Source organism: Halosubterraneus shenae (assembly GCF_050510935.1).
Classification (GTDB): Archaea; Halobacteriota; Halobacteria; order Halobacteriales; family Haloferacaceae; genus JBDGPU01.
Window position 1 is genome coordinate 470370 of record NZ_JBNLVO010000002.1, and the last position, 26872, is coordinate 497241.

General features: G+C 68.9%; 27 protein-coding genes and 1 tRNA gene. 20 read left to right on the top strand and 8 right to left on the bottom strand.

All coding sequences use genetic code 11. From position 1 onward, the window contains the following. The first annotated feature begins 19 nt into the window (after positions 1-19). The 6 genes from ACQE3M_RS05545 (at position 20) to ACQE3M_RS05570 (ending at position 3985) form a co-directional block, all read left to right on the top strand. Positions 20-1495 carry a DUF5305 family protein gene (locus tag ACQE3M_RS05545; RefSeq protein WP_430504473.1) on the top strand — a complete coding sequence of 492 codons (1476 nt, stop codon included), beginning with the start codon at positions 20-22 and terminating at the stop codon, positions 1493-1495. A gap of 124 nt (positions 1496-1619) precedes the next feature. Beyond that, positions 1620-1991: a hypothetical protein gene (locus ACQE3M_RS05550; protein ID WP_430504474.1), complete on the top strand. Its 372-nt coding sequence runs from the start codon at positions 1620-1622 to the stop codon at positions 1989-1991. Between the two features lie 88 nt (positions 1992-2079). Next, on the top strand, positions 2080-2772 hold the full coding sequence (locus ACQE3M_RS05555) for a type I 3-dehydroquinate dehydratase (protein ID WP_430504475.1): 693 nt from the start codon (positions 2080-2082) through the stop codon (positions 2770-2772). Between the two features lie 68 nt (positions 2773-2840). Then, positions 2841-3203, top strand: a complete 363-nt coding sequence (locus ACQE3M_RS05560; protein WP_430504476.1) for a DUF192 domain-containing protein — start codon at positions 2841-2843, stop codon at positions 3201-3203. Between the two features lie 86 nt (positions 3204-3289). Then, a complete protein-coding gene (locus ACQE3M_RS05565) occupies positions 3290-3628 on the top strand; it encodes a hypothetical protein (protein WP_430504477.1) in 339 nt (112 codons plus the stop codon). Between the two features lie 45 nt (positions 3629-3673). Further along, positions 3674-3985 (top strand): DUF8081 domain-containing protein, encoded by a 312-nt coding sequence (locus ACQE3M_RS05570; RefSeq protein ID WP_430504478.1) that lies wholly within the window; start codon positions 3674-3676, stop codon positions 3983-3985. A gap of 80 nt (positions 3986-4065) precedes the next feature. Here the strand turns inward: ACQE3M_RS05570 and ACQE3M_RS05575 are convergent. Beyond that, positions 4066-4151 (bottom strand) — tRNA-Ser (locus tag ACQE3M_RS05575). 170 nt (positions 4152-4321) lie between these two features. Between ACQE3M_RS05575 and ACQE3M_RS05580 the strand changes: the two genes are divergently transcribed. Beyond that, a complete protein-coding gene (locus ACQE3M_RS05580; RefSeq protein ID WP_430504479.1) occupies positions 4322-5284 on the top strand; it encodes an AAA family ATPase in 963 nt (320 codons plus the stop codon). Between the two features lie 953 nt (positions 5285-6237). Here ACQE3M_RS05580 and ACQE3M_RS05585 read toward each other — a convergent pair. From ACQE3M_RS05585 to ACQE3M_RS05600, 4 genes are all read right to left on the bottom strand, one after another. Then, on the bottom strand, positions 6238-6948 hold the full coding sequence (locus tag ACQE3M_RS05585) for a phosphoglycerol geranylgeranyltransferase (RefSeq protein ID WP_430504480.1): 711 nt from the start codon (positions 6946-6948) through the stop codon (positions 6238-6240). Positions 6949-7044: 96 nt separating this feature from the next. Further along, entirely contained in the window at positions 7045-9693 is a 2649-nt protein-coding gene (locus ACQE3M_RS05590) for a DNA topoisomerase I (protein WP_430504481.1), read from the bottom strand. A 198-nt stretch (positions 9694-9891) separates the two neighbouring features. Continuing rightward, entirely contained in the window at positions 9892-11454 is a 1563-nt protein-coding gene (locus ACQE3M_RS05595) for a serine hydrolase (RefSeq protein WP_430504482.1), read from the bottom strand. A 766-nt stretch (positions 11455-12220) separates the two neighbouring features. Further along, positions 12221-12946, bottom strand: coding sequence for a DUF2103 domain-containing protein (locus ACQE3M_RS05600; protein ID WP_430504483.1), 726 nt, complete (start codon positions 12944-12946; stop codon positions 12221-12223). A gap of 200 nt (positions 12947-13146) precedes the next feature. On the opposite strand from ACQE3M_RS05600, the gene ACQE3M_RS05605 reads away from it, so the two are divergent. From ACQE3M_RS05605 to ACQE3M_RS05635, 7 genes are all read left to right on the top strand, one after another. Next, positions 13147-13434: an eL43 family ribosomal protein gene (locus ACQE3M_RS05605; RefSeq protein ID WP_430504484.1), complete on the top strand. Its 288-nt coding sequence runs from the start codon at positions 13147-13149 to the stop codon at positions 13432-13434. After that, positions 13431-13565: a DNA-directed RNA polymerase subunit P gene (locus ACQE3M_RS05610; protein ID WP_430504485.1), complete on the top strand. Its 135-nt coding sequence runs from the start codon at positions 13431-13433 to the stop codon at positions 13563-13565. The genes ACQE3M_RS05605 and ACQE3M_RS05610 overlap by 4 nt, the downstream gene beginning before the upstream one ends. 9 nt (positions 13566-13574) lie before the next feature. Then, entirely contained in the window at positions 13575-13826 is a 252-nt protein-coding gene (locus ACQE3M_RS05615) for a KEOPS complex subunit Pcc1 (RefSeq protein WP_430504486.1), read from the top strand. 115 nt (positions 13827-13941) lie between these two features. Further along, positions 13942-14322, top strand: coding sequence for a prefoldin subunit beta (locus ACQE3M_RS05620; protein WP_430504708.1), 381 nt, complete (start codon positions 13942-13944; stop codon positions 14320-14322). After that, positions 14323-14571, top strand: coding sequence for a DUF3194 domain-containing protein (locus tag ACQE3M_RS05625; protein WP_430504487.1), 249 nt, complete (start codon positions 14323-14325; stop codon positions 14569-14571). It abuts the gene before it with no gap. Positions 14572-14742: 171 nt separating this feature from the next. Next, positions 14743-14943: an HVO_0649 family zinc finger protein gene (locus tag ACQE3M_RS05630; RefSeq protein WP_430504488.1), complete on the top strand. Its 201-nt coding sequence runs from the start codon at positions 14743-14745 to the stop codon at positions 14941-14943. A gap of 147 nt (positions 14944-15090) precedes the next feature. Further along, positions 15091-15534: a universal stress protein gene (locus ACQE3M_RS05635; RefSeq protein WP_430504489.1), complete on the top strand. Its 444-nt coding sequence runs from the start codon at positions 15091-15093 to the stop codon at positions 15532-15534. A gap of 9 nt (positions 15535-15543) precedes the next feature. Here ACQE3M_RS05635 and ACQE3M_RS05640 read toward each other — a convergent pair whose 3' ends face one another. Further along, positions 15544-16098, bottom strand: coding sequence for a GMP synthase subunit A (locus ACQE3M_RS05640; RefSeq protein WP_430504490.1), 555 nt, complete (start codon positions 16096-16098; stop codon positions 15544-15546). A 234-nt stretch (positions 16099-16332) separates the two neighbouring features. On the opposite strand from ACQE3M_RS05640, the gene metG reads away from it, so the two are divergent. Both metG and ACQE3M_RS05650 read left to right on the top strand, forming a co-directional pair. Then, a complete protein-coding gene (metG, locus tag ACQE3M_RS05645) occupies positions 16333-18501 on the top strand; it encodes a methionine--tRNA ligase (protein ID WP_430504491.1) in 2169 nt (722 codons plus the stop codon). A gap of 902 nt (positions 18502-19403) precedes the next feature. Next, positions 19404-20027 carry a halocyanin domain-containing protein gene (locus ACQE3M_RS05650; protein WP_430504492.1) on the top strand — a complete coding sequence of 208 codons (624 nt, stop codon included), beginning with the start codon at positions 19404-19406 and terminating at the stop codon, positions 20025-20027. 159 nt (positions 20028-20186) lie between these two features. Here the strand turns inward: ACQE3M_RS05650 and ACQE3M_RS05655 are convergent, their stop codons facing one another. Beyond that, positions 20187-21245 carry a glycosyltransferase gene (locus ACQE3M_RS05655; RefSeq protein ID WP_430504493.1) on the bottom strand — a complete coding sequence of 353 codons (1059 nt, stop codon included), beginning with the start codon at positions 21243-21245 and terminating at the stop codon, positions 20187-20189. Between the two features lie 171 nt (positions 21246-21416). Here ACQE3M_RS05655 and ACQE3M_RS05660 point away from each other — a divergent pair, with 171 nt between their 5' ends. Next, positions 21417-23267 (top strand): S9 family peptidase, encoded by a 1851-nt coding sequence (locus tag ACQE3M_RS05660; RefSeq protein WP_430504494.1) that lies wholly within the window; start codon positions 21417-21419, stop codon positions 23265-23267. A 59-nt stretch (positions 23268-23326) separates the two neighbouring features. On the opposite strand, the gene ACQE3M_RS05665 is transcribed toward ACQE3M_RS05660, so the two are convergent. Then, entirely contained in the window at positions 23327-24049 is a 723-nt protein-coding gene (locus ACQE3M_RS05665) for a DUF4013 domain-containing protein (protein ID WP_430504495.1), read from the bottom strand. 204 nt (positions 24050-24253) lie between these two features. Between ACQE3M_RS05665 and ACQE3M_RS05670 the strand changes: the two genes are divergently transcribed. The 3 genes from ACQE3M_RS05670 (at position 24254) to ACQE3M_RS05680 (ending at position 26856) form a co-directional block, all read left to right on the top strand. Next, positions 24254-24673 (top strand): cobalamin B12-binding domain-containing protein, encoded by a 420-nt coding sequence (locus tag ACQE3M_RS05670; protein WP_430504496.1) that lies wholly within the window; start codon positions 24254-24256, stop codon positions 24671-24673. A gap of 100 nt (positions 24674-24773) precedes the next feature. Beyond that, entirely contained in the window at positions 24774-25835 is a 1062-nt protein-coding gene (gene meaB / locus ACQE3M_RS05675; protein ID WP_430504710.1) for a methylmalonyl Co-A mutase-associated GTPase MeaB, read from the top strand. Between the two features lie 88 nt (positions 25836-25923). Beyond that, entirely contained in the window at positions 25924-26856 is a 933-nt protein-coding gene (locus ACQE3M_RS05680) for an alpha/beta fold hydrolase (RefSeq protein ID WP_430504497.1), read from the top strand. Positions 26857-26872 lie beyond the last annotated feature (16 nt).

The window sequence follows — 26872 nt, forward strand, 5'->3', positions numbered from 1 at the left end:
TGCTCGTGGAGGACACACCATGAGCGGGTGGGAACGGGTCGCTCGACTCCGCGGACGCCGACTCGTGGGTCGGTACGGAAGCCACCTCGTCCTCGGCCTGCTCGTCGTTGCGGTCCTCGCGGTCGCCGGGGCGGGACTGCTGCTCGCTACGCCGCCGACGATCGACTCGACGGAGGAGCGAGCGACGACCGTCGTCGAGGTCGACACGCACACGAGCGCCGTCGTCACCGAGGAGACGACGCTCTACGAGGAGGGGACACGTCTCGAGGACCGGGCGACGTACCTCCGGACCGCGTCGCCGAACCTCACCGTTAGCACGACAGCGACGCCGACCGGCGCGGCGACGGTCGACCAGCGGCTCTCGCTGGTGTATCAGGCCGAGCGCGGCGACGACGTCGTCTGGTCGGAGACGGTTCCGCTCGCCGTAGAGCGCACGAATGCCGATGGGGGAACGAGAGCTCAGACCACGATCGACGTCCGGGACGTGGAACGACGCCTGCAGGCCATCACGAGCGAAGTCGGTGGTGCGGCGGTCGTCCGCGTCTACCTCCGACACGACCTGACCTACGAGACTGACGCCCACAACGGTGAACGGACCAGCACGGCGGCGCTGAAGATCACGCAGGATTCCTACTCCCTGTCCGGCGGGCTGGGTGGTCCGGTGCAGGTGACCGAGACGATCCCGACCTCGCGACCCGCCCCCGGGGCGACCGACGTTCTCACCGTCGCCGGCAATGAAGTAGTCGTCACGACCGGGGGAGTGTGGCTCCTCGGCATCGGCCTTCTGGCCCTCCTCGGCAGCGTCCTCGCCGAGCGTGAGCGCCGCCGGAATCCGGACCCGCAGGCGATCGACCGGGAACTCGAGCGGATCCAGTTCTCGGAGTGGATCTCGACCGGTCGCGTCGACGTCGGCGACGCCGAGACCTATGCTGTCGTCGACACGCTCGGCGACCTCGTCGACGTCGCTATCGACTCGAACCGTCGGGTCGTCCACGACCGAAAGGCGGGGCGGTACGTCGTCGCCGTCGACGACAGCGTCTACACGTTCTCCCGTGGCGGCGACGAAATCGAGAGCCCTACTGGAGCAGCCTCCAGCACCACCGGCATCGACGGGGGCTGGGGCGAGGGTAGCGTGGCCAGCGAGGGCACGGACGAAACCTCCAGCACCGGAGACACTGCCGACGTAGAAACCGACGCCGTCGATGGCGTGGAAGTCGACGCCGTCGATGGTGTGGAAGCCGACGCCGTCGATGGCGTTGATGCCGAACCCGCCGTCGACGCCGAGGACGTCCGGGAGGACGCGGAACCCACTGACGCCGGGACCGGCGAACGAACCGACTCGGGATCAGCTGACTCGACGGCCGGCAAGGCGGTCGACCCGGTCGAGCAATTCCTGCAGACGGAGTTCGACGACGACCCGACCGTCGCTGACGACGAAAAATCCACCGGCGGTGCCGACGACGATTCGTTCGTGTTCCCTGGAAACGGCGATTGAGTCGGTTCTGGACCAGGTAGGCTACCGCCCCCGACGTGTCCCACGTCATCTGACGTGCTGCTCCGCACCGGATGCCAACTGCTGGTCACGGAAGCTTTTCGTCCCACTACGCCGTCGTCCTCGGATGCGAAGTCGCGACCTCGGGCTCGGGCTGTTGCTCACGACCGGCGCCGGCTGGCTCCTCGTTGGCGTGCCGCCGGTCCGCGAGCAGCCGCCCTTGCTGCTGGCGGTCGGTTGCTGCCTGGTAGCCGGGCTGGTGTACCTCGGCGGCGGGCTGGCCCGCCAGTTCGACCGACAGCCGGCCGGCGTCAGGCCGTCGGTGCCGGTCGTCCAGGTCCTCACGCGAGCGCTGCTCGGGGTCGCCATCCTGACCATCGGCCTCGACTCGCTGCTGCAAGCACGGACGATCACGGCGGGACTGATCACCGCCGTCGGCGTGATCGTGCTCGGGATGAACGCCGCCCGCTGGCGACTGCTCCGGAAGCAACGCCGGTAGCGTCCGGTCACCGTAGGCCCACGTCCCGGACTCATCCGCCAGTGTCGAGGCGAACACACCTAAGTCGCCGGCGGGACCACTGGCAGGTATGTTCGACGAGTTCGTGCTGGCAGCGAGCACTGCCGACCTCTCCGAGGAGCCGCTGGCCCGCGACGCGGCCGACGCCGTGGAGTTCCGGATGGACCTGGCGAGCGACCCGGTCGACCAGCTCGCGGCGTACGACGGGTCGCTCCCGATTATCGTCACGAACCGCGCGTCGTGGGAGGGCGGCGAGGCGGAGGGGTTCGGACGCTTCGAGGAGCTGACGACGGCGGTCGGCCACGACCACGTTGCCGCCGTCGACGTCGAGCTCTCCGCGCTGCGCGGGACCGCGCCAGAGGGCGAGCAGTCGCACGCGACCGCCCTCCGCGAGACGGCCCGGGAGGAAGGCGTCGCCGTTATCGCCTCGGTCCACGACTTCGAGTCGACGCCCCCGGTCGAGACGATGGTCGACCTGCTCGCGGACGCCGCGAGCGAGGGCGACGTGGCGAAGCTCGCGACGACCGCGGAGACGAAGGCCGACGCGCTGGCGCTGTTGCAGGCGACGGAGGAAGCGACGACCGACGGGCGTCGGGTGGCGACGATGGCGATGGGGGAACCGGGGCGACACACGCGCGCCGTCGCACCGGTGTACGGCTCGCGGATCGGCTACGCCCCGGTCGACCCCGGGAAGGCGACGGCGCCGGGCCAGTACTCGCTGGAGACGCTCCGTGAGCTCGTCGACCGGCTCTCCGGCGAGTAGGGACTTTTCAGTCGCTGGCGCCGCGGCCGACCACGGACGTTTATATCGCCGCTCCCTCTCCGACCGGTGTGCAACTCGTCCATCGCAGCGGGCCGCCGGGCGATCGAACCGAGGACGTCCTCGCGAGCGACGTCGACGTCGCGGACTCGACGCTCGAACAGGCGCGGGGGCTGATGTTCCGCCGGTCGATCCCCGACGAGTACGCGCTCGTCTTCGAGTTCGACCGGGCGGAGTCCCGGACCCTCCACATGCTGTTCGTGCCGTTCCCCATCGACGCCGTGTGGCTGTCGGGGACCGAGGTCACCCACACGAAGCGACTGCGGCCGTTCGTCAGCCTCGGCCGCGGCGTCGCCGACCGGATCGTCGAGCTGCCGGCGGGTGCGGCCGAGAACGTCGAGGCCGGCGACGAGGTCGTGCTCGTCGAGGAGTGACCGTCGCGGAGTGAGTCGGAACGGGCCCGTCCAGCGACGGCCCGGTCGCCGGAACGCCTATTGGCGAACCGCGCGTCGTCTTCCGTATGAACCGCCCGACGCTCGCGGCGCTGCTCGTCGTCGGGAAGGGGCTCGATACGGTCGGGACCATCGTCGCCTTGCGGATCGGCACCAACGTCAGGGAGACGGTGCCGCTCGCGATCTGGCTGATGGGTCGGTTCGGGATCGAGCTCGGGATGATCATCCTGTGGGTCCTCGCCGTCGTCTCGGTGGCGCTCGTCGCCGAGGCCGGCGGCGTTCTCTACCGGCTGTATCCGGACCAGGTCCCGGAGTGGTATCCCGACCGGCTCCGGACCGCGGTGTACCTCGGCGGCGCGGTCTGGTTCGGGGTGATCGGGGTCCGGGCCTTCTGGCTGGTCCTGTGAGCGCGTCTGACGGAGTTTTTATGTGATGGCGCGTAAGGAGCCGGTGTGAGCGTCGTCGTCGCCGTCAAACCGTCCGCGCGCAAGCGCAACGCGAAGGTCGGGACCCTCGTGTTCGAGGAGGGGCCACGCCACGCGTTCGAGAGCCGGGCGGCAGCCGAGCGGTGGGCCGAGGAGCTCTCGACCGGCGACGGCCACGTCTGGGTCGCGACCGCCCATCCCGAGGACGACAGCGACGTCGACTGTTACCTGCTGTCGCGAGCGACGAACGCCAAGCTGGAGGCGGCCTACGACAAGCGCCGCCGTCGGCTGCGCGGGGACGACGGCACCGAGCAGCAGTCGATCGACGGCGCGAAGTGAGGCGCTATTTATAAGGACCTGTCCGAACGGTCGAGCTGCGCGGAGCAAGCGCTCGAAGCGTTGGGTTCGGAAGCAATGAGCGCCGAGGAGGAGATTTGAACTCCTGTGTCCGTAAGGGACAGCAGATCTCGAATCTGCCGCCTTGGCCAGGCTAGGCTACCTCGGCTCGTTTCATCGTACTCGACTGCTGCTGTTATGGGTTTCGATCTTCCGGGGTCGCCTGCTTGCGATCGGCGGGTCGTCGGCGGATCGTCGGCGGATTGCGGGAGGGTCGCTGACGGGCGCTCCACCCTGCCCCGGCGACAGACCTTAGTACGGCCCACCGAATTCGCGGCCATGAAGGTCCCCGACGCCGCTGAGGTGTGCGACCGCGTGATGGAGGAAGTCGGCAGCGCCGTCGTCGCCGACCGGGCGTTCCTCGAACGGGTCACGCTCGGCGTCCTCGCTCGGGGGCACGTCCTGCTTGAGGACGTGCCCGGCACCGGCAAGACGCTGACGGCGCGCTCGTTCGCGACGGCGCTCGGCCTCGAGTTCTCGCGGATCCAGTTCACCCCGGATCTCCTCCCGACGGACGTCACCGGCACGAACGTCTTCAACGAGAAGGACGGCTCCTTCGAGTTCTCGCCCGGACCCATCTTCGCGAACGTCGTCCTTGCCGACGAGATCAACCGAGCACCGCCAAAGACGCAGGCCGCGCTTCTCGAGGCGATGGAGGAGGGGCAGGTCACCGTCGACGGCGAGACGCACGTCCTCCCGCAGCCGTTCTACGTCATCGCCACGCAGAACCCGGTCGAGTCGGAGGGCGCGTTCCAGCTCCCGGAGGCCCAGCTCGACCGCTTCACGGTCAAGACCGCGCTGGGGTACCCCGACGACGCGGGCGAGGTTGAGCTCCTCCGGCGCCGTGCCGGGCGGTCCGACCAGAGCCCGACCGTCGAGACCGTCCTCGATCCGGAGGACGTACAGGAGCTGCGGCGGGTGCCGGAGACCGTCCGCGTCGACGACGACCTCCTCGAGTACATGGCGGAGGTCGCCCGGGCGACCCGCGAGGACCGCCGCGTCGAGGTCGGTGTCTCCCCGCGCGGCACCCAGCGCCTCTTCGAGACCGCCCGCGCCCAGGCCGTCATCGAGGGCCGGGAGTTCGTCACGCCCGACGACGTCAAGCGCGTCGCCGACCCCGTCCTCGCGCATCGACTGATCCTCACGCCGGACGCGACGGTCAACGACGTCTCGCAGGCGGCGATCGTCGAGGACGTCCTCGACGACGTGCCAGTCCCGACCGTGGCCGAAGTCGAAAGTTGATCCTGTCGCGTATCACGGTTCGGTTGGGCGCTCATTTTCGGTGCCTCCTCTGGATTCTTTATAAATGCTAACTCCGAGCAATCGCTCTCCTTCGGTTGAGTGGTCCCTATCGCTGGCGACACCACTGACCACGTCTGGAAACTCCCGGACGCTACGGCGGTCGCTTTATAAATAAGATCGGCTATCGACGCTCGCGACACCACTCGGCACACCCAGAAAGCCCCAGCCGCTGAGCGGTCGCGCTGCTCGCTGCGCTCCTCACCCGGCTCGCTCACTGCGTTCGCTCGCCGGGATTGCGGTGCTAGCGTCGCAGGGCGTCCCGCTCAGCGGCTGCCCCTTTCAGTCCCACCCAGGAGTGGTAGCGGAGCGTCGCTCGCGGCGGCTGGGTCGCCGTCGACGTTCGCCGGCTTTCCGGCGCGCGGTGCGGGGCGGTGGCGCGCGCGAGCAACGTGTGCGAGGGAGGGCGGGGCGCGCCGCGGCGGTGCGGGACCGGCGCGCCCCGGCCGAGGCTGGGGAGGACTGAGGAATGCGGTTGCTGGGCGGTCGCTGTCGCGGTCGCGGTTGCGGTGCTGTCCTGGCGGACTGAAAGGGCGACGGCCGGTCGCGCCGAAGGGGAGTCGCTGCGCCGACCCCTATCCGCGGCGGGCGGTGCGGAGAGCCGCGGATATGTCGCGCAGCGACCGCGAGCGGCCGAGGGCTTTCTGGACGTTTGCGGTGCTGTCGAGAGCAAGCCCGTATCACCTGTTCGAATCTGCTTATAAAGAGCGGCCGAGGGCTTTCTGTGTGTTTGCGGTGCTGTCCAGTGCAGCAGCGTCTGCACCTCTGCATCCAGTTTATAAAGAGCGGCCGAGGGCCTTCACGAGGAACACCACGTCATCGATATCAGCACAGTTCCACTCGCAAACACGGACAAACAGAAATCCACCAAACCGACGACCAGTAACGAACCCTACTCAGTCCGAGTGGGCGTCCTTCACGCCTTCGACGGTCTTCCGAACGGCGTCACAGCCCTCGTCGTGCAGCAGGTCGCCGACGACGACGACGTCACTCCGCTGGCCCATCTCGTAGGCCGCGTCGTAGTCGCGCACGCCGCCGCCGTAGAACAGCGTCGCGTCGTCGAGCGCGTCGTGGGCGGCCTGCACGACCTCGGGGTCGCCGTAGGTGCCGGAGTACTCGACGTAGACGATCTCCTGGCCGAACATGCGCTCGGCGACGCGGGCGTACGCGCCGACGTCGTCGGGCTGCTGGTCGCAGTCAGCGTCGGTGAGCTGTGCGACGGAGGCCTCGGGGTTCATCACGATGTACGCCTCCGTGTGCGTCCGGTCCCAGTCGAGGTCCTCGTCGATGCGGACCCACTCCTTGTGCGCGCCGGTGACCCAGAAGGGGTCGCCCGCGTTGAGCACGGTCGGGATGAGGTAGCCGTCCAGCGCGGGCGAGTCGATGACGACGCCGGGGTTCGACGGCTCCTGGTAGAGCGGGACGTCGTGTTCCGCGCAGGCGTCGACGACGCGCTCCATCTTCTCGGTCGTCATGTCCAGCGTGCCGCCGATCTCGATGGCGTCGGTGCCGGTCCGGGCGACGTCCTCGAACGTCTCCCCCTCGACGAGATCCTTGTCGGGGTCGATCTTCAGGATGTGATCCCAGTCTTCCCACTGCTTCGTCATTGGCCGAAATTCCACGGTGGGAGGCTAAAAAGGGTGCGATAGGGCGTACGCCGCGTGAAGCCGCCACAGTCGCCCGCCGTCGGCGCCGGTCGCGGGTCAGTCCGCCTTCGCCTGCCAGTCGCGCACGGTGTCGACGCCGACACCGTCGACTTCAGCCGCGAGCTCGTCGGGGTCGACGTCCTTCAGGTCCGTCACGGACTCGACGCCGGCGCCCTCGAGCTTCTCCGCGGTCTTCTCGCCGATGCCCTCGACGCTCTGGAGCTCCGACCCGTTCTCGCGGGCCTGGTACTCGCGGTAGTTGCAGATGGGGCAGCCGAGCTCCCAGGGTTCGTCGTCGCCGTTGCCGCCGTCGCCGCCGTCGCCGCCGTCGTCGCCTTCGTCGTGGACGAGCAGGTGTGGGAGCCCGTGCTCGTCGCACTCCTCGTCGGTGACCTCGATCTCGCCGCGGCGCGGCAGCGGGAGCGAGTAGTCGCAGTCGGGGTAGCGCGTACAGCCGACGAGCCGAGAGCCGGACCGAAGCTGCTTGATGGCGAGCTCGCCGCCGTGCTCCTCCCCGCAGTCCGGACAGGCGCCGATGACCTCGTCCGCCTGTTCGTCGGCCTCGTCGGCTTTACACTGCGGGCAGCCGTGGACGAACGTCTTCCGGCCGGCGAGCATCTTCACGTGGTTGAGGCCGTGCTCCTCGCACTCCTCGTCGAGGATGAGCGGCTTGCCGGTCGAGGGGAGCGGGAGCGTGTGCTCGCAGTCCGGGTAGCCGTCACAGCCGACGAAGTAGGAGCCGTGCCGGGACTGCCGGACGAGCAGCTGGGAGCCGCACTCCGGACAGGGCCCGAGCTGCTTGTCCGCCTTCAGGGACTGCTGGAGGTGGTTGCCGACCTCCTCGCGGGACTCGGTCAGCTCGTCGAAGACGGTCCCCAGCAGGTCGCGGGACTCCTGGGTGACCTCCTCGTAGGACTTCTCGCCGGCAGCGATGGCCTGCATGTCCTGCTCGAGCTGGGCGGTCATCCCCTCGCTGACGACGTGGTCGGCGAACTCCTCGGCGGCCTCGACGACCGCCTCCGCGAGCTTGGTCGGGCGCGGCGGGTCGCTCTCGACGTAGCCGCGGTCGTACAGTTTCTCGATGGTGTTGTGGCGGGTACTCTTCGTCCCGATACCGAGCTCCTCCATCTTCTCGATGAGCCGGGACTGCCCGTAGCGGCGGGGCGGCTGCGTCTCCTTCCCGTCGAGGTGCCGGCCGCCCAGCGCGAGCGTCTCGCCGACCTCGACGTCGGGGACGATCGTCTCGCTGGAGGAGAAGTACGGGTAGACGTCGTGGTAGCCCGGTTCGAGCAGGCGCTTGCCGTTCGCCTTCAGCCGGAGGCCGCCGTCGGCGACGAGCGAGGGCGTCCCCTCGACCTCGTCGGGGTTCCGGAGCGCGGCGCGGGGGTCGGCCTCGGCCGCGATCTCCGAGGCCGCGCCGTTCGCGAGCGCGACGACGCGGAGGTGCTCCCACGTCGCCTCCGGGGCGCAGGTGGCGAAGAAGCGCCGGACGACCAGCTCGTACACCTCCCACTCGTCGTCCGAGAGCTCGCCGCGCGAGGGGAGCTCGTCAGTCGGGTGGATCGGCGGGTGGTCGGTCGTCTCCTCGTCGCCCTCGGTCGGCTCGATCTCGTCCTGCTCGAGCAGCTGCTTGGCGTCGGTCGAGAAGCCTGACTCCAGGAACGCCGAGAGCAGCTCCTCGGGGTCGAGGTCGTCCGGGTAGACCGTGTTGTCCGTCCGCGGGTACGTGATGTAGCCGGCGGTATAGAGGTCCTCGGCGATGGACATCGCGCGCTGGGCGGAGTAGCCGAGCGAGCCCGCGGCGCGGATGAACTGCGTGGTGTTGAAGGGGGCCGGCGGGTCGTCCGTCCGCGTGTTGCGGTTGACGTCGTCGACCTCGGCGCCGTCGGCGGCCTCGAGCGCCTCGGCGATCGTCTCCGCAGTGGCCTCGTCCCAGACGCGCTCCTCCTCGTTGCCCTCGGTGTTGTGGAAGAAGTACTGGGCCTCGAAGGGGTCGCCGCCGTCGTCGGCGTCGGCGTCCTTCGTCAGCTCGCCGAACAGCTCCCAGTAGCTCTCGGGGTCGAACGCCTGGATCTCGCGCTCGCGGTCGACGAGCACCTTCAGGGTCGGCCCCTGCACGCGGCCGACGGAGATGAAGTCGTCGCCGCGCTGCTGGGCCGACAGCGAGAGGAACCGCGTCAGCGACGCGCCCCAGACGAGGTCGATCACCTGCCGGGCCTCCCCAGCGGCAGCCAGGTCGAAGTCGAGGTCGTCGGGGTCCGCGAACGCCTCGGTCACCTCGTTCTCCGTAATGGAGGAGAAGCGGACGCGGTCGATCTCGACGTCCTCGTTCACCTCGCGGACGAGGTCGTGGGCCTCCTTCCCGATGAGCTCGCCCTCGCGGTCGTAGTCCGTCGCGATGACGACGCGGGAGGCCTTCCGGGCGAGTCGGCGCAGCGCGGAGACGATGTTGTCCTGGGTCGGCTTCGTCGTGGTCGGCGCGTCGATGAGCTCGACCGGCTCGACGTCGCGCCAGTCGTTGTACTCCGCGGGGAAGTCGACGCCGACGACGTGGCCGGAGAGCCCGATGCAGCGCTTGCCGCCCCACTTGTACACGTTGACGCCGTTGACCCGCTCGGATTCGGCGGACTCCCCGCTCAGAATGTCCGCGATCCGACGGGCGGCGTTGTCCTTTTCAGTAATTATCAGTTCGGGGCCGCGACTCATTACCCTCTTTTACATCACTCCTCCGCCTAAACCTTTCGTGATGCCGAAATCGAGGGACGTGACGGGGGCAACGCGCCCGTTACGCGGGCGTCGCGGGCGGGTGGCGCGGGCGCTCATGGGACGCCCGCCCGCACGTGCGGACGCGGCCATGTGTCGTCCGTCGTCCGGACGTCAGCGACGCCGACTGTCGCCCGGACGTCAGCGACGCCGACTGTTCCCGGTGTTCGCGTCGTTCCCGATAGCCGGCGGTTCCTCGCTGACCTTCTGGAGGTTCCAGCGGTCGACGAGCAGGCGAACGTCGCCCTCGTCCGTGAAGCGGAACTCGACCGGCCGCCGGTCGCCGGTTTTCGGCGGCGCGGAGAAGCGGAACACTTCGCCGGCGGGCGGTTCGGACCCGTCCGCTTCAGCTGTGTGTTCGAGGTCCTCCGGATGCAGCGGGAACGACGAGTCGCTCATCGGGCTCGCGAGTTCGAGCCGCAGCGTGCCGCCGTCCTCGACGACCGCTGCGCGCATGATCCCGCGGTGGGAGGCGTACTCCCCCGTGAGCCGGTCGAAGCGGTCGCGTCGGCGGAAGAACGGGACCGTCTCGGCCGGCTCCTCGCCGAGCAGGGTCGCGAAGACGCCCTCGCCGAGCGCCGCCAGCGAGTAGTCGGGCGAGGAGTTGGCCGCCAGGGCGATGCCGACGTCGGCCTCCGGACTGAAGCCGACGTACGCCGACGAGACCGCGATGGAGCCGGCGTGGCCGATCAGGTCGCGGCCGCAGACCGAGCGCGTGCGCCAGCCGTAGCCGTAGGGGCCGGCCGGCGTCGCCGCGTACTCGCCGTAGAGGGCCTCCATGCGGGACTCGGGGAGCAGTCGGGTGCTGTGATCGCTGGTCGCGTCGTCGGGGCCGTCGCCTGCGCCGGTGGCGTCGCCGTCGCCGCTGGCGTCGCTCTCGCCGTCGGTGCCGGGTCCGGAGCCGCGGATCCGGCCATCATTTAAGTGACACTGCAGGTAGCGCCCGAGTTCGCGGACGGAGGTCAGGATGCCGCCGGCGGGCTGGCTCACCTCGCGAGTCGGGAGACTGGCGGCGACGAGGTCGCCGTCCTCGATCAGGTACTGGGTCATGTGGTCGTCGTCCATCGAGAATTCGGTGTCGTCGAACGTCGACCGCTCCATCCCGAGCGGGGCGAAGACGTGGTCCTCGACGTACGCGGGGAACGGTTTCCCGGTGAGCTCCTCGACGACGTCGCCGAGGAGACAGTAGCCCGTGTTGCAGTACGCGAACCGCTCGCCCGGGTCCGCAGCGCGCTCGGTCGCCGCGGCGTCCTCGACGTGCGCGTAGAAGTCGTCGTGGCTCGACAGGGGGACGCCGGCCTCGCCGCGTCGGACGCGCCGCGCGATGAGCGCCTCGCTGACGCCCAGGCTCGGCAGCCCGGAGGTATGCGAGAGCAGGTGATGGAGCGTGATGGGGTCATTCGGGTCGTCGCCGAGGTCGACGTCGAGGTGCTCGCTCACGCGGTCCGAGAGCTGGCACATCCCGGCGTCCGCGAGCTGGAGCACCGCGGTCGCCGTGACCGACTTCGTCACCGAGCCGATCCCGTAGAGCGTGTCCGGCGAGGTCGGCCGGTTGCCGGTGAGGTCACGGGCGCCGAACCCGTCCGCGTACGCCTCCCCGTCGCTCGTGACGACCGCGACGCTCAGGCCCGGGATCGGGTCCGCCGTGAGTATCCGGCGACAGAAGTCGGCGACCGCGCGTTCGGTGTCCGCGTCGATCTGCATGCGATTGGGTGTGGCCGGTGTCTCCTTATAAGTCCGGATAGGCGGAGTGATGTGTTCCGTGTCGCTTCTCGGCTCGGTCGTCGATGGCGACACCATTCTCCGGACTCTGGAAGCACCAGGCGCTGACCGGTCCCTCTTATAAATGGTATTAGCTGTCGTCGCGAGCGACACCACTCGGCATGTCCAGAAAGCCCCAGCCGCTGAGCGGTCGCGCTGCTCGCTGCGCTCCTCACCCGGCTCGCTCCCACACTTCGTTCGGTCGCTCGCCGGATTGCGGTGCTAGCGTCGCAGGGCGTCCCGCGCAGCGGCTGCCCCTTTCAGTCCCACCCTGGAGTGGTAGCTGGACGTCGCTCGCGGCGGTTATTCGGCCGTCGTCAACGCCGGCTGCCGGCGTGCTGTGCGGGGCGGCCGGCGCGCGCGAGCAACGCGTGCGAGGGAGGTCGGTGGCGCGCCGATGCGGTGCTGGGCCGGCGCGCCCCGGCCGAGGCTGGGGAGGGCTGAGGTATTGCGGTTGCTGTGCTGTCGCGGTGCTGTTGCGGTGCTGTCCTGGTGGACTGAAAGGGCGACGGTCGGTCGCGCCGCAGGGGAGTCGCTGAGCCGACCCCTATCCGCGCCGGGCGGTGCTGAGAGGCGCGGATATGTCGCTCAGTGACCGCGAGCGGCCGAGGGCTCTCTGGACGTTTGCGATGCTGTCGAGCGTTGCAACGTCTGCACCTGCACGGACCGTTACTCACCCTCTCAAAACGCGCCCCACCGATAAGCAGATTCAGTCCTGCAGTTCGGCGTCCGCGAGCGCCTCGTTCAGGTCTTCGCGCACGCGCTCGCCGGTCTCGGCGTCCATCGCGGTCGTCACGACGCGGTTCTCCTGCACGCTCGAGCCGTCGCGCAGGAGGAGCCGGACGTTGCCGTTGCCCCCGGCACGGGTCGCCTTCGCGCGAAGCCCCGTCCGCGAGCCCGTCCCACTGGCATCGATCGGGCCGGGAATCACCTTCTTCACGTGCGGGTGCTGGGCGACCGTTAACACCGCGTTCCGGCCGGTGCGCCCGCCGATGAGGGTCGAGTGCGAGCCGCCGATCTTCTCCCGCGGTGCCGTCTCGACGACCTCCAGCGCGCGGTCGCCGCGCCGGTCGAGGACCCAGTCGACGACGTCCTCGTCGTTGGGGACGCGATAGAACTCGTGGTGGAGCTGTGCGCGGGTCTCCCGGAGCGGCTCGCGCTCGCCCGCGGCGTAGACGGTGTCCGGGCGCTTGCGTCGGATCTCGTCGGCGACGCGGCCCGCGAAGTTGCGCTGCTGGACGACGCCGAGCTCGCCGCCGGATTCCGGGATGGTGGTGACGGTCGTCTCGCCGACGACCTCGTCCTCGTCGAGGAGGGTGAGCGTGGCACGGTCGGCCTCGAACTCGACGACGACGGCGTCGGAGTTGGCGGTGTTACAGGTGAGACAGTAGTCCCCCGGCTTCGAGAGCGGGGTTCCACACCGCCGACAGGTCATACGTATGCGTTCGTCGGCGCGAATAAAAGCGCGTTGTACCGCGGGGTCGGTCCGGCTCGGGGGTCCCGAGCGCCTCGAGCCCCCGCCGTCAGCGTCCCCCGGAGCGCCACGATCCGCCGCCGTCGACCGCGTGTCCCCGAGTCCCGCGCCGCGACCGACTCGTAGCCTTTTTACCCGCGCTTGCGGTAAAATGGTGTACTATGAGTGAGCAGCAGGCTCGACAGACCGGCAGTTCGGGGCGCTTCGGCGCGCGATACGGCCGCGTCGCCCGCAAGCGCGTGTCCGAGATCGAGAAGGGGATGGAGGAGGCCACCGTCGACGGCGACTCCGTCAAGCGCGTCGGGACCGGCATCTGGGTCAACGAGGAAACCGGCGAGAAGTTCACCGGCGGCGCCTACAAGCCCGAGACGCCGGGCGGCCGAACGGTCACGCGCTCCATTCGCGCAGCGCTCGCCGAGGAAGGCGACGTCGAAGACGTCGAAGAATGAGCTACCGGTGCTCCCGCTGCAAGCGTGACGTCACCCTCGACGAGTACGGGGGCGTTCGCTGTCCGTACTGTGGCCACCGCGTCCTCCTGAAGGAGCGTGGCGGCGACGTGAAGGAAGTCAACGTCGAGTAGTCGACGCCCGTGACGACGGCGCACGAGCACGACGCTTCTCTCCGCTTTTCCTACGACACCGAGCGACGCGCTCGGATCGTCACCGAGGCGCTCGCCCCCGAGATCGACCAGATCGAGGACCCCCGCTCCGCCGCGACCGTCGACCGCGACGGCAACACGCTCGAGGTGCAGATTACGGCGGCGGACCTGGTCGCGCTCCGCGCGGGCGTCAACAGCTGGACGCGCCTCGTCGAGGTCGCGGAGACGGTCGGACTCCAGTAACCGATGGACGGCCAGTAGAACGCTTCTACACCCCGATACGATCCGGAACGCCGACGAGTCGCAAAGTCGGGGGTTTTTCAGTCCGGGCACCGTCGTTCGGAGTATGCAGGGCAATATGCCGCCGGAAGCACAGGAGAAGATCGAGGAGCTGCAGGAACTACAGGAGACCGCACAGAACGCTGCGGAGCAGAAGGAGCAGGCGCAGGCCCAGCTCAACGAGTCGAAGACGGCCCTCGAAGCGCTCGAGGACGTCGACGAGGACGCCAACATGTTCCGCGAGGTTGGCAACGTGCTCGTCGAAGCCGACTACGAGAGCGCCTACGACGACCTCGAGGAGGAGGTCGACAACCTCGAAGTCCGCGTCGAGCAGCTGAAGAAGCAGGAGGAGCGCGTGCAGGACCAGTTCGACGAGCTGCAGGAAGAGCTTCAGCAGATGCTGCAGGGTGGCGGCGGCGGCCCGATGGGCCCCGGCGGTCCCGGCGCAGGCGGCGCGTAAATGTCCGAGGCGGACCCTTCCGACGAGGAGATCGTCCGCACGGCTGCGGAAGCAGCTGAGGGTATCGTCTTCAAACACTACCGTCAGTCCGAGGTCGACGACCTCGACGTGACGGTTTCTTTCGAGGACGGGACGCTCGACGTCGACGTCTATCTCAACGCCCCGGAAGACGATGCCGACCCGGACGAGGTTGCCGACGAAGCCGTCGACACCGCCATCGAGGCCGTCGACGAACTGTTCGAGGAGTAAGCCCGCGGCGGCGACCGTCGGCGTCGCGATCTCTCTTTCCTCTCCGTACACTCCGGCTAGCCACAGCTTCCTCGATAGGGACACCACCGAAGTAATCCAGCTTCCGCCGGTTCTGGTGAGGGACCGAAACCACCGGCAAGTATTAGTTCGCTCCGTGCTAATCGTTTGCACATGTCATTCAGTGGTCGCGGTACGACGGCGCTCGATCGGTTACGCGACCGGTACGAGAGCGAGCCCCACGTCTGCGACGCGTGCGGCTACGAGGACGACGACGGCAGCTGGGATGCCGTCACCTCCGGGGCCCGCGTCGTCTACCGGCACGACTGTCCGAGCTGTGGCAACCGGACGGTTCGCGCGTTCCGGCTGGACTAGCGACGCCTCTCACTCGCGGGGAGAGTCGCGCTACTTCCGGACGCTGGCGCGTTCTTCGTTCCGAGCGCAAGCGCAAGTGCCAGCGTCAGCGGCAGCAACGCCGTCGTTCCGGGAAAGCTACAAGTCGGTTGCCGACGCGCTCGTGGTATGTACGACGAGATACTGCTGCCGACCGACGGGAGCGAGGGCGTCCAGGCCGCGATCGACCACGCGCTCTACGTCGCCGACCTCGCGGACGCGACGGTCCACGCGCTGTTCGTCGTGGACGAGCGCGGTGCGGCCGGCGAGTGGGACGTGGTCGTCGAGCGCGAGGAAGAGCACGGCGAGGCGGCCGTCGACGCGGTCGCCACCGCGGGCAACGAGCGGGACGTTGCGGTCGAGCGGCACCTCCGCCGCGGGACCCCCCACGAGGAGATCCTCGACGCCGCCGACGCCTACGACGTCGACCTCATTGTGATGGGGACCCACGGCCGGACCGGTATCGACCGGTTCGTCAACGCCGGTAGCGTGGCCGAACGCGTCGTCCGGCACGCGCCGATGCCGGTGATGACCGCGCGGCTGGGTGAACCTACTGGTGAGAAAACGGAGTAGGTAGCCGACCTACGCCTGCTCGCAGATGTCGACGAAGTTCTCGAACACTTCCTGGCCCTCCTCGGTGTGGGCGACCTCGGGGTGCCACTGGACGCCGTACAGCCCGTCCTCGACGTTGGACATCGCCTCGACGTCGCAGACGTCGGAGGTCGCGGTGTGGGTGAACCCCGATGGGAGCTCCTTCACCTCGTCCGCGTGGGACGCCCAGACGCGCGTTTCTGGCGCGAGCGACCCGATGAGGGGGTCTTCCTCGTCGACGATCTCGACGTCGACGTCGGCGTAGCCGCCGTAGTCGCCGCCGCCGACGCGGCCGTCGAGCTCGGCGGCGATGAGCTGCATGCCGAGACAGATGCCCAGCACGGGCACGTCGAGGTCGAGGTAGTCGGGGCAGTTGCCGATGCGGTCCATGCTCGGGCCGCCGGAGAGGACGAGGCCGTCAGCGTCGAGCTCCTCGGGCGGGGTGTCGTTGTCGACGATCTCGGTGTCCACGCCGACGTCGCGGAGGGCCCGCTGCTCCAGGTGCGTGAACTGCCCGTGATTGTCGATGACGACGATGCGAGTCATACGATCGATTGGCCACGGCGCCACAAAAGCGCCTCGGAACGAAACGCAGGGACGTGCTGGTCTCGGTGCTGTGCAGTCGACATATAGACACAACCTTGGATCGATCGCGCGTTTCTCCGTCCGGGAGCCGACTGCTGCGTCAGTGGTGCGCGCCGACCGCGAGGATGCGCCCGTCAGCGCCGATCCGGAACCAGCGGGCTTTAGGCCCGTATCTACAAGATAGAAACACAATAGATGAGCCACGAGGATTTCCCCACCGATAACCAGGCGGTGGTGACCTGTGGGTTGCCGTACGCCAACGGCGACCTGCACGTCGGTCACCTCCGGACGTACGTCGGCGGCGACGTGTACGCGCGCTCGCTGGAAACGCTCGGCCAGCAGACGGCCTTCGTCTCCGGCTCGGACATGCACGGCACGCCCGTCGCCGTCAATGCGGAGCAGGAGGGCGTCTCCCCCGAGGAGTTCGCCCTCGGCTACCACGAGGAGTACGAGGCGACGTTCCCGAAGTTCAACGTCGACTTCGACAACTACGGCCACACCCACGACGAGACGAACACGGAGCTGACCCAGGCGCTCGTCCGCGAGCTCGACGAGCGCGGCTACGTGTACGAGAAGGAGATCATGGTCGCGTACGACCCCGAGGACGACCAGTACCTCCCGGACCGCTACGTCGAGGGCACCTGCCCGTACTGCGGCGAGCACGCGCGCGGCGACGAGTGCGACGAGGGGTGCCAGCGCCACCTCGAGCCCGGCGAGATCGAGGATCCCGTCTCGACCATCTCCGGCAACCCGGCCGAGTACCACGAGCGCACCCACAAGTTCTTCGAGGTCTCGGAGTTCGCGGACTACCTCACGGAGTTCCTCGACCGCCTCGAGGGGACCTCGAACGCCCAGAACCAGCCCCGCGAGTGGATCGAGCAGGGGCTCCAGGACTGGTGTATCACCCGGAACATGGACTGGGGGATCGACTACCCGAGCGACGAGGACGCGGAAAGCGGTGAGAAGGCGGGGGCCGACGAGGAGGACCTCGTCCTCTACGTCTGGGTCGACGCGCCGGTCGAGTACATCGCCTCGACGAAGCAGTACTCCGAGCGGGTCGGCGCGGAGACGTTCGACTGGGAGCAGGCCTGGAACGCGGGCGAGGACGCCGAGCCGGCCGGTCCCGACGCCGGCGGCGAGATCGTCCACGTCATCGGCCGGGACATCATCCAGCACCACACCATCTTCTGGCCAGCGATGTTGCGCGGGTCGGGCCACGTCGAACCGCGCGCCGTCATGGCCTCCGGCTTCGTGACGCTCGGCGGCAAGGGCTTCTCCACGAGCCGCAACCGCGCGGTCTGGGCCGACGAGTACATAGACGAAGGGTTCCACCCCGACCTGCTGCGCTACTACCTCGCTACCAACGGCTCCTTCCAGCGCGACGTCGACTTCTCGTGGGACAAGTTCCGCGAGCGCACGAACAACGAGCTGGTCGGCACCGTCGGCAACTTCCTCTACCGGTCACTCCTCTTTGCGTACCGGAACTACGACGGCGCCCCCGCGGACGTCGACGGCGCGAGCGACGAGGTCGAGTCCCGGATCAACGGGGCCATCGACGACTTCACCGCGGCCGTCAACGACTACTCCATCCGCGACGTCGGCGACGCCGTCACGCACCTCGCCGCGTTCGGCAACGAGTACATCCAGCGCAACGAGCCGTGGCAGCTCGTCGACGACGACCCCGAGGAAGCCAGGCAGGTCATCTACGACTGCGTCCAGCTCGCGAAGGCCATCGCCGTCCTCTTCGAGCCGGTCGCGCCCGAGAAGTGCGAGCGCATCTGGGCCCAGCTCGGCGAGTCGGGCTCCGTCCACAACACCACCGTCGCGGACGCGCTGGAAGCCCCCGACGGCGGCCTCGCGGAGCCGACGGAGCTGTTCGAGAAGATCCCCGAGGAGCGCGTCGAGGAGCTCAACGAGAAGCTCGACGCACGCGTCGCGGAGGCGACCGAAGGCGAAGCGGACGAGGAAACAGAGGAAAGTGAGGAAGCAGAAGCAGCCGACGAGGAATCCGAACCCACGATGACGGACTTCGAACCCCTGGCCGACGAGCGCATCAGTTTCGACGACTTCGAGGACCTCGACATCCGCGTCGGGCGCATCGAGAGCGCCGAGGGCATCGAGGGCGCCGACAAGCTCGTGCGCCTCGAGGTCGACATCGGCGCCGAAACCCGCCAGATCGTCGCCGGCCTCAAGCAGCTCCACGACATCGACGACCTCGAGGGGCAGAAGGTCGTCGTCCTGGCGAACCTGGAGAAAGCCGAGCTGTTCGGCGTCGAATCGAACGGTATGGTGCTCGCCGCGGGCGACCAGGCCGACCTGCTGACGACGCACGGCGACGCCGAACCCGGGACCAAAGTCCAGTAAGTAGCTCGTAGACCTGCGGTTTGGGCGGTTTTTCCTGCGTTGATTGTCTGATTATCGTTGCTTGCGACGCCCCTCAGAGCTTCTTAAAAACGCCGGTTGTTGAGGCGATCGCGCTTATAAAAGGGGTCGGCCGTCATCGCGAGTGACACCACTCAGCACGTCCAGAAAGCCCCAGCCGCTGAGGCGGTCGTACTTATAAACAAGTTCGGCCGTCGTCGCTGGCGAAACATTTCAGCATGCCCAGAAAGCCCCAGCCGCTTTAGCGGTCGCGCTGCTCGCTGCGCTCCTCACCCGGCTCGCTCCCTCCGGTCGCTCGCCGGGATTGCGGTACTAGCTTCGCAGGGCGTCCCGCTCAGCGGCTGCCCCTTTCAGTCCCACCCACCGAGTGGTTGCCGGTCGTCGCTCGCGGCGGTTGCCGGGGTTCGCGGCGCGGCTGCGGTGGCGCGCGCGAGCAACGCGTGCGAGGGAGGGCGGGGCGCGCCGCGCGGTGCGGTGCCGGCGCGCCCCGGACGAGGCTGGGGAGGTCTGAGGTATTGCTGAAGCTGTGCGGTCGCGGTGCTGTCGCGGTTGCTGTCGTGGTCCTGGCGGACTGAAAGGGCGATGGCCGGTCGCGGCGTAGCGGAGTCGCTGAGACAGGCACTATCTGAACCGACCGGTGCGGAGAGGTTCAGATATCCTGCTCAGCGACCGCGAGCGGCCGAGGGCTTTCTGGGTGTTTGCGGTGCTGTTGAGCGCAAGGCCGTATCACCTGTTCAAAAGCCCAGCCCCGATTAGATGAAGCCTGACTGACCAGCCATCCTCGCGTATCGACCAGATCGCCGTCCACCCAACACTCAGGGAAGTCCCCGAGATAGCGCGGACGAACCAAAGTATTCACTACCGGGCATCTCCAAGCCGCTGGTATGAGTACGGACGACGTCTCTCGGCGGGCGTTCATGCGGACGGCCGGCGGCACCGTGGCGGCAGCCGGCGTCGGTGCCAGCGCGACTGGGTCGGCGGCGGCTCAGGAACAACCGGCATGGCCCAGCGCCGTGGAGGACGCCAACGTCGGCAGTTACCAGGACGCTCGCGGCCAGGACGAAGTGACGATCAATGTCGGCGCCGGCGACGGCCTCGCCTTCGATCCGACGAAGGTCTGGATCGAACCCGGCACGACGGTCACCTGGGAGTGGACCGGCCAGGGCGGCAACCACAACGTCGAAACCGTCGAGGGCCCCGCGGAGTTCGAAAGCGAGATCGTCGGCGAGGAGGGCCACACCTTCTCCGTCGAGTTCACCGAGGACCACGCGGGCATCACCCACTACCAGTGTCAGCCCCACGCCCAGATCGGCATGCACGGCGGCATCGCCGTTGGCAGCGACGTGGAGACGTCCGGCGGCGAGGGCGGCGGCGGCGAGGCGGCCGGCGTCGTCTTCGTCCCGGACGCGGCGAAGGCCCTCGGCGTCGCGACGTTCTTCGCCATGGTCGCGACCCTCGCGTTCGCGTTCGCCTTCCTGAAGTACGGCACCGTCTCGCCGTCCGAGTAGCGCCCCGGACGACTGCGGCTCTTTCGACCGCGGCACTTTTCGACCGCGGCACTTTTCGGCCCCAGCTAGCGACACCGGATCGTCGGTAGCCACGACTGGCTGGTCGGCATAGGTGGCCCAGCACGAGTCCCGACGGGAGCGTCTCCGAACCGGACCTGCTCAGAGCAAGCCCTGTTCGGCGGTTGCCTCGCGGTAACAGTCGAGGTACGAGTCGAGCACGGCGTCGTGGTCGTACTCCGCGAACGCGTCGTCGACCGTTCGGTGTGGGCGCTCGCTGGCCTCGACGAACGCCGTCGCGAACTCCTGCGGACTGGTGACGAGCCGGCCGCGCTCGCGCCCCTCGACGAGCTCGTGGGCGCTGGAGCCGGCCTGGTACTCGACGAGGCCGACGCAGCCGCACGCGAGCGCCCAGAGGAGGTCCGTCGCGAACGCTTCCCGGGTCGCCGTCCGCGCGATGGCGTGGGCGCCTTTAAAAACGGACACGCGGTCCTCGATGGGCGTCTCGCCGAGGAACGTCACGCGGTCGTCGATCCGGAGGTCGCTCGCGGCCCGCTCGACGGCCGCCCGCTCCGGGCCGTCGCCGATGATCGCCGCTTCCCAGTCGCGGTCGCGGAGCTCGGCGAGCCCGAGCAGGAACGTCTCGACGTTGGCGTGGCGGTCGAGCCGGCGCGAGTAGACGACGTCGAACCGGTCGTCGACCGGGGCCGACTCGACGAGGTCGAAGTCGATGCTCTCCGGGACGACGCGGACCGCGTCGCCGGCCGCGCCGTACTCGCGGACCCCGGTTTTCACCGTGCGCGAGGGCGTGATGACGGTATCGGCGCCGCCGGCGACGCGCCGGTAGCTGGCCGGCGAGTCCTCGTCGCGGTCGGCCCACCAGTCGACGACCACGGGCCGACGCAGGAGCGTCCCCGCTGCCGACGCCGAGATGGCGGCCCCCGGCGGGCTGTTAACGGCGTGGACGACCTCGGGGTCTGCTTGCCGGAGCGCGAGCGGGAGCTTCGCCGCGAACCGCGTCGGCGACGGCTCCGCGACGACGCCGCGGTAGGTAATCCCGTCCGCGGAGAAGGTGTCGTGGTCGCCGTCCCACCACGCCGCGCAGAGCCAGGTGACGTCGTGGCCACGGTCGACGAGCTGTCGGGCGGTTCGTCGCGTCCGGACGCGGGCGGAGGTCTCCCCGTGGTGCGTCGTGAACAGCGAGACGAACGCGACGCGCATGTGAGAAGGGATTCGACGGCCCCGATATAAAAACACGGCTTCAGGAGCGGGCGGTCCTCGGGGCGCGGGTACGTCGCCTGCGACGCAGGTCGTCAGTGACGGCCGTCGCCGGCACCGACCCACACCACCGCGACCCAAAGAGGTTTCACGCGCACCGTGGAACCGCCTGCCATGCAACAGTACGACGTCGAGCGGTACCTCAACGTTCGGAGCGCTGGCGGGCCCTCCTTCGGTCCGAGCGGTCGCCTCGCCTTCCGGATCGACACCACCGGCACCCCGCAGGTCTGGTCGCTCGGGGAGCCCGGGAACTGGCCCACCCAGCACACCTTCTACGACGACCGCGTCACCTTCGCGGACTACTCGCCGGAGCGCCCGGAGCTGATCTTCGGCAAGGACGAGGGCGGCAACGAGCGCGCCCAGCTCTTCCGGCTGAACCCCTCGACGGGCCGCATCCGGAACCTCACGCAGTGCCCGGACGCGAAACACCGCTGGGGCGGCTGGAGCCACGACGGCGACCGCTTTGCGTTCACCTCGAACCGCCGCGACGAGGCCGTCTTCGACGTGTACGTCCAGGGGCGCGAGGAGACGGGCGACGACGCCGAGCTGGTGTACGAGGGCGACGGCTGGCTCTCGCTGGCCGGCTGGTCGCCGAGCGACGACCGCCTCCTCGTCGTCGAGGCCCACGCCTCCTTCGACCAGGACCTCTACACGCTCGACCTGGCGTCCGGCGAGCTGACCCACCTCACGCCTCACGAGGGCGACGTGCGCTACGGGAGCGCCGAGTGGGGGCCCGAGGGCGACTCGGTCTACTGCGTCACCGACCGCGAGTCCGACACGCTCCGCCTGGAGCGCATCGACCTCCCGTCCGGCGAGTTCGCCGTCGTCGAGGACGGCAGCGAGGAGCGAAGCTCCTCTGGCAGCCGGGCAGGGCCCGGCGACGGCGAGTGGAACGTCAACGCCGTCACTATCGACGAGGACACCGATCGGGTCGTTTACGCGCGCAACGTCGACGGCTACACCGACCTGACGGCGGGCGAGTTCGTCGAACCGGACCGCATCGACGCGTTCCCCGAGCCCGACCTTCCCGAGGGCGTCGCCGGTGCGATCGACTGGGGGCCGGACGGCCAGCGCTACGCGGTGTCGGCCGCGGGTAGCTCGGCGAACGGGAACGTCTACGTCGTCGACGCGACGACCGGCGAGACGACGCGCTGGACGCACGCGTCGACGGCGGGGATCCCCGAGGACACCTTCGTCGAGCCGGAGCTCGTTCACTACCCGACGTTCGACGGGCGCGACATCCCGGCGTTCTTCTCCGTCCCCGAAACGCCGACCCCCGACGACGGCTACCCGGTCATCGTCGACATCCACGGCGGGCCGGAGGCCCAGCGCCGGCCCTCCTTCCGCGGCGTGAAGCAGTACCTGCTGAACCACGGCTACGCGGTGCTGGAGCCGAACGTCCGGGGCTCCTCGGGCTACGGGAAGGCGTACGCCGCGCTCGACGACGTCGAGAACCGGATGGACTCCGTGAAGGACGTCCGCGCGGGCGTCGAGTGGCTCGACGACCACCCCGAGGTCGACCCGGACCGCGTCGTCGCAATGGGCGGCTCCTACGGCGGGTTCATGGTGCTCGCGTCGCTGACGGAGTACCCCGAGCTGTGGGCCGCCGGCGTCGACGTCGTCGGCATCGCGAACTTCGTCACGTTCCTCGAGAACACGGGCGACTGGCGCCAGTCCCTCCGGGAGGCGGAGTACGGCTCCCTTGCCGAGGACCGCGAGTTCCTCGAGTCGGTCTCCCCCATCAACAACATCGACAGGATCAATGCGCCGCTGTTCGTCCTCCACGGCGAGAACGACCCGCGCGTCCCCGTCGGGGAGGCCGAGCAGATCGTCGCGAGCGCCCGCGAGGAGGGCGTCCCGGTCCGGAAGCTCATCTTCGAGGACGAGGGCCACGGCTTCACGAAGCTCGAGAACCGCATCGAGGCGTACAGCGAGGTCGTCGACTTCCTCGAGGAGCACGTCTGAGCCGGGTGGGTATCGGGTTGATGGCGCGGGGCCGCGCCACCATGCTGGCGGAACCGGCGTTATGACGGCCCCGTCGACCTCGCCGGCGACGACTCGGCAGGCGCCACGTCGAGCACTTTCACGTACACGCGCCCGTAGATCCGCATGACTGCGAGCGCCGCGTAGAAGTTCGCACACTGGACGCCGAGGGCGACGGCGACACCGATGAAGAAGGCGACGATCCAGCCGAGTATTGGAATGATCCCGATGATCGACGCCGCGAGCGTCGCCATCGTGGCTCCGACGAGCGTGATCACGCCGATGACGAGGGAAACGGCCAGCGCCATGAGCCAGCCGAAGGCGTAGGTGCTAGACGTCAGGAGAGTCGTGAGCCGGTCGAGGTCGAAGCCGTCGGCGAGGCGCCCGCGTTCGGCGAAAGCAGCGAGACCCGCAGGGACCGCGTAGTAGAACGCCAGGGTGACGAGGAGGAGGACGAACCCACCTCCGGGACCGGGTTCGCCGCCGACGCCGACGATGATGGCCATGAGGAGGAACGGGACGAGTAAGAAGGCGAGCACGATGGCGGCCGCCTTGATCCCCTCGACGACGAGGTCGCCCCAGTCGTCGAACGTCGGGAGTTCGTCGTCGCCGGCGATCGTCGCGCGGAGTGTCCGGACGTAGTAGCCCGTCAGCGCGAACAGGGGCACGATCAGCCAGGCGAACATGCCGAGGAGCCCGCCGAGGAGTAGTTTACCGGTCCAGTCGTCGGATCGTGTCGGGTAGGTGAGTGCGTCTTCGAACATGGAGGTCTCGACATCGACGGGGAGGCCCTTGCCACGGGTCGTCGGGTGCCTGGCGAACGCGGACGATGCGGCCAGGGACGGGCGACCCTCGTCGACAGTGTGGGCAGACGACGCCCGGCCAGTACTTAAAATCAACCGACGGCACTACCATTTCTCCCACGAACTTCCGTTAGAGTCAAACCACATGACAGCGTAGCACGCGCCATGAGCGCCGAACAGGAAGGGCGGACGATCCGCTGTCTCGTCGCGAAGGTCGGGCTCGACGGCCACGACCGCGGAGCACACGTCATCGCCCGCGCGTTTCGCGACGCCGGCTTCGAGGTCGTCTACTCCGGGCTCCACCGGGCGCCCGAGGAGATCGTGCAGGCGGCCGTCCAGGAGGACGTCGACGTACTCGGCATCTCGATCCTCTCGGGCGCGCACAACACGCTCGTCCCGAAGGTTATCGAGGGGCTGAAGGAGTACGACGCCTTCGAGGACACCCTCATCCTCGTCGGCGGGATCATCCCCGACGACGACGAGGACGACATGAAGGAGCTCGGCGTCGCGGAGGTGTTCGGGCCCGGCACGCCGATGGAGGAGACCATCGAGTTCGTGCGGAACAACGTCCCGGAGCGTGACTGAGTTGGATGCGGACACCGACGACAGCGACGAGCGGCGTCGCGACGGTCGCGACCTGCACCGTGACGCCGACCGCAACGTCGCCACCGACGGAGGCACGCCCGTGAGCGACACCGACGAACCCACCCTCGTCACCGAGCTGTTGAACGGCAAGCACCGCGCGCTCGCCAGGGTCATCTCCAAGATCGAGGACCGCTCGCCGGGCTACCGCGACCTCGTCTCGGAGCTGCACGCCCACACGGGCCACGCCGACGTCATCGGGATCACCGGCTCGCCCGGCGCGGGCAAGTCGACGCTGGTCGACAAGCTCGCCGCCGAGTACCGCGAGCGCGGCCAGACCGTCGGCGTCATCGCGGTCGACCCCTCCTCGCCGTACACCGGCGGCGCCGTGCTCGGCGACCGCATCCGGATGGCCTCGAACGTCGGCGACATGGACGTCTTCTTCCGCTCGATGAGCGCCCGCGGCCAGCTCGGCGGGCTCTCGACGGCGACGGCGGACGCGGTCAAGGCCCTCGACGCGTTCGGCAAGGACAAGGTCATCATCGAGACGGTTGGCGCCGGCCAGAACGAGGTCGACGTCGTCTCGACCGCGGACACGGTCGCCGTCCTCGTCCAGCCCGGCTCCGGCGACGACGTCCAGATGCTGAAGGCCGGCATCCTGGAGATCGGCGACGTCTTCGTCGTCAACAAGGCCGACATGGAGGGGGCGACGCGGACCGTCTCCGAGCTCGAAGAGATGCTCCACATGCGCGAGAGCCCGACGAAGGGGCTGAACACGGGCCATCATAGCTTCGACGTGCCGGACCACCCGGACGACGAGAATGGGAAGGGCGACGGCGAAGCCGAGCCCGAGTGGGACCCCGAGATCGTCCAGACCGTCGCGACGACCGGCGAGGGCGTCGACGAGTTGATCGGCGCCTTCGACGACCACTACGAGTTCCTGGAGTCCACGGGGGCACTCGAGGAGAAGGCGCGCCAGCGCTACGCCAAGGAGATCCGGACGCTCGCCCGCAGCGACGTCGGGGCGCTCGTCGAGTCCGAGATCGAGGCCCATGGCGGCATCTCGGCGCTCGCCCAGCGCGTCGTCGACCGCGAGACCGACCCCTACTCCGTCGCCGCCGAACTGGTCGAGCCGATCGAGGAGTGCGTTTCGGACCAGCGATAGCGACGAGGACCGGCGGAACCGCGTTCCTCGCGGTCGCCGCTCGGGAATCCGGGGCGGGTTATAAGTCGTCGCCGAACCAACGGATCCCATGAACCTCAAGCAGGCACTCGGCAGCGTCGCCCTCGGCGTCGGGACTGCCGCGGCCGCGGCGCGGGGCCTCCGATACGACGAGGAGCTGGAGCCGGCCCTGGTCGGCGAGCAGGACACCTACCGCTGGCGCGGGATGGACGTCGCCTACACAGAGGGTGGCGACCCCGACGACCCGGACCTCGTCCTCCTCCACGGCGTCAACGCCGCCGGGTCCTCCGGCGAGTGGCGCGAGGTGTTTGGCGACCTCACCGCCGACTACCACGTCGTCGCGCCGGATCTCCCCGGATTCGGGCGCTCCGACCGCCCGCCGCTGCGGTACTCCGCCGCGCTGTACGAGGACTTCGTCCACGACTTCCTCCAGTCGTTCGACGATCCGACGGTCGTGGCCTCGTCGCTGTCGGCCGCGTACGCCGCCCGCGCCGCGGAGCACGGCAACGTCGACGTCTCGCGATTCGTCCTGATCTGCCCGACGACGAAGGCCGGGCCCGAGCCGCCGAAGGGCCCCGCCCGGGAGCTGCTCCGCGCGCCGGTCGTCGGCGAGGGGCTGTTCCGGCTGCTCACCTCGAAGCCCGCGATCCGGTACTTCAACGCCGACCACGGCTACTACGACGCCAACAACATCACCGCGGAGTGGACGGATTACGAGTGGAAGACGACACACGTCGAGGGCGCTCGCTTCGCGTTCGCCTCCTTCGTCGCCGGCTTCCTCAACTCGGACATCGACCTCGGCGAGACGCTCGCGGCCCTGGACGTCCCGACGACGATCGTCTGGGGCCGCGAGGCGGAGGTCTCCCCCCTCGCGGACGGCAAAGAACTGGCGGACGACGCCGGCGCGGAGCTCGTCGTCTTCGACCGCGCGAAGCTGCTGCCCCACGTCGAACACCCGAACAAGTTCCTCGACGCGCTCCGGAACTCCGAAACTGCGGACTGAACCGGCGTTTTTGGGT

Bases quoted from the DNA above. Each gene is read 5' to 3' on its own strand.
- ACQE3M_RS05545 (WP_430504473.1), top strand. From the start codon at position 20: ATGAGCGGGTGGGAACGGGTCGCTCGACTCCGCGGACGCCGACTCGTG.
- ACQE3M_RS05550 (WP_430504474.1), top strand. From the start codon at position 1,620: ATGCGAAGTCGCGACCTCGGGCTCGGGCTGTTGCTCACGACCGGCGCC.
- ACQE3M_RS05555 (WP_430504475.1), top strand. From the start codon at position 2,080: ATGTTCGACGAGTTCGTGCTGGCAGCGAGCACTGCCGACCTCTCCGAG.
- ACQE3M_RS05565 (WP_430504477.1), top strand. From the start codon at position 3,290: ATGAACCGCCCGACGCTCGCGGCGCTGCTCGTCGTCGGGAAGGGGCTC.
- ACQE3M_RS05580 (WP_430504479.1), top strand. From the start codon at position 4,322: ATGAAGGTCCCCGACGCCGCTGAGGTGTGCGACCGCGTGATGGAGGAA.
- ACQE3M_RS05585 (WP_430504480.1), bottom strand. From the start codon at position 6,948: ATGACGAAGCAGTGGGAAGACTGGGATCACATCCTGAAGATCGACCCC.
- ACQE3M_RS05590 (WP_430504481.1), bottom strand. From the start codon at position 9,693: ATGAGTCGCGGCCCCGAACTGATAATTACTGAAAAGGACAACGCCGCC.
- ACQE3M_RS05595 (WP_430504482.1), bottom strand. From the start codon at position 11,454: ATGCAGATCGACGCGGACACCGAACGCGCGGTCGCCGACTTCTGTCGC.
- ACQE3M_RS05600 (WP_430504483.1), bottom strand. From the start codon at position 12,946: ATGACCTGTCGGCGGTGTGGAACCCCGCTCTCGAAGCCGGGGGACTAC.
- ACQE3M_RS05605 (WP_430504484.1), top strand. From the start codon at position 13,147: ATGAGTGAGCAGCAGGCTCGACAGACCGGCAGTTCGGGGCGCTTCGGC.
- ACQE3M_RS05610 (WP_430504485.1), top strand. From the start codon at position 13,431: ATGAGCTACCGGTGCTCCCGCTGCAAGCGTGACGTCACCCTCGACGAG.
- ACQE3M_RS05620 (WP_430504708.1), top strand. From the start codon at position 13,942: ATGCCGCCGGAAGCACAGGAGAAGATCGAGGAGCTGCAGGAACTACAG.
- ACQE3M_RS05625 (WP_430504487.1), top strand. From the start codon at position 14,323: ATGTCCGAGGCGGACCCTTCCGACGAGGAGATCGTCCGCACGGCTGCG.
- ACQE3M_RS05630 (WP_430504488.1), top strand. From the start codon at position 14,743: ATGTCATTCAGTGGTCGCGGTACGACGGCGCTCGATCGGTTACGCGAC.
- ACQE3M_RS05635 (WP_430504489.1), top strand. From the start codon at position 15,091: ATGTACGACGAGATACTGCTGCCGACCGACGGGAGCGAGGGCGTCCAG.
- ACQE3M_RS05640 (WP_430504490.1), bottom strand. From the start codon at position 16,098: ATGACTCGCATCGTCGTCATCGACAATCACGGGCAGTTCACGCACCTG.
- metG (WP_430504491.1), top strand. From the start codon at position 16,333: ATGAGCCACGAGGATTTCCCCACCGATAACCAGGCGGTGGTGACCTGT.
- ACQE3M_RS05650 (WP_430504492.1), top strand. From the start codon at position 19,404: ATGAGTACGGACGACGTCTCTCGGCGGGCGTTCATGCGGACGGCCGGC.
- ACQE3M_RS05655 (WP_430504493.1), bottom strand. From the start codon at position 21,245: ATGCGCGTCGCGTTCGTCTCGCTGTTCACGACGCACCACGGGGAGACC.
- ACQE3M_RS05660 (WP_430504494.1), top strand. From the start codon at position 21,417: ATGCAACAGTACGACGTCGAGCGGTACCTCAACGTTCGGAGCGCTGGC.
- ACQE3M_RS05665 (WP_430504495.1), bottom strand. From the start codon at position 24,049: ATGTTCGAAGACGCACTCACCTACCCGACACGATCCGACGACTGGACC.
- ACQE3M_RS05670 (WP_430504496.1), top strand. From the start codon at position 24,254: ATGAGCGCCGAACAGGAAGGGCGGACGATCCGCTGTCTCGTCGCGAAG.
- ACQE3M_RS05680 (WP_430504497.1), top strand. From the start codon at position 25,924: ATGAACCTCAAGCAGGCACTCGGCAGCGTCGCCCTCGGCGTCGGGACT.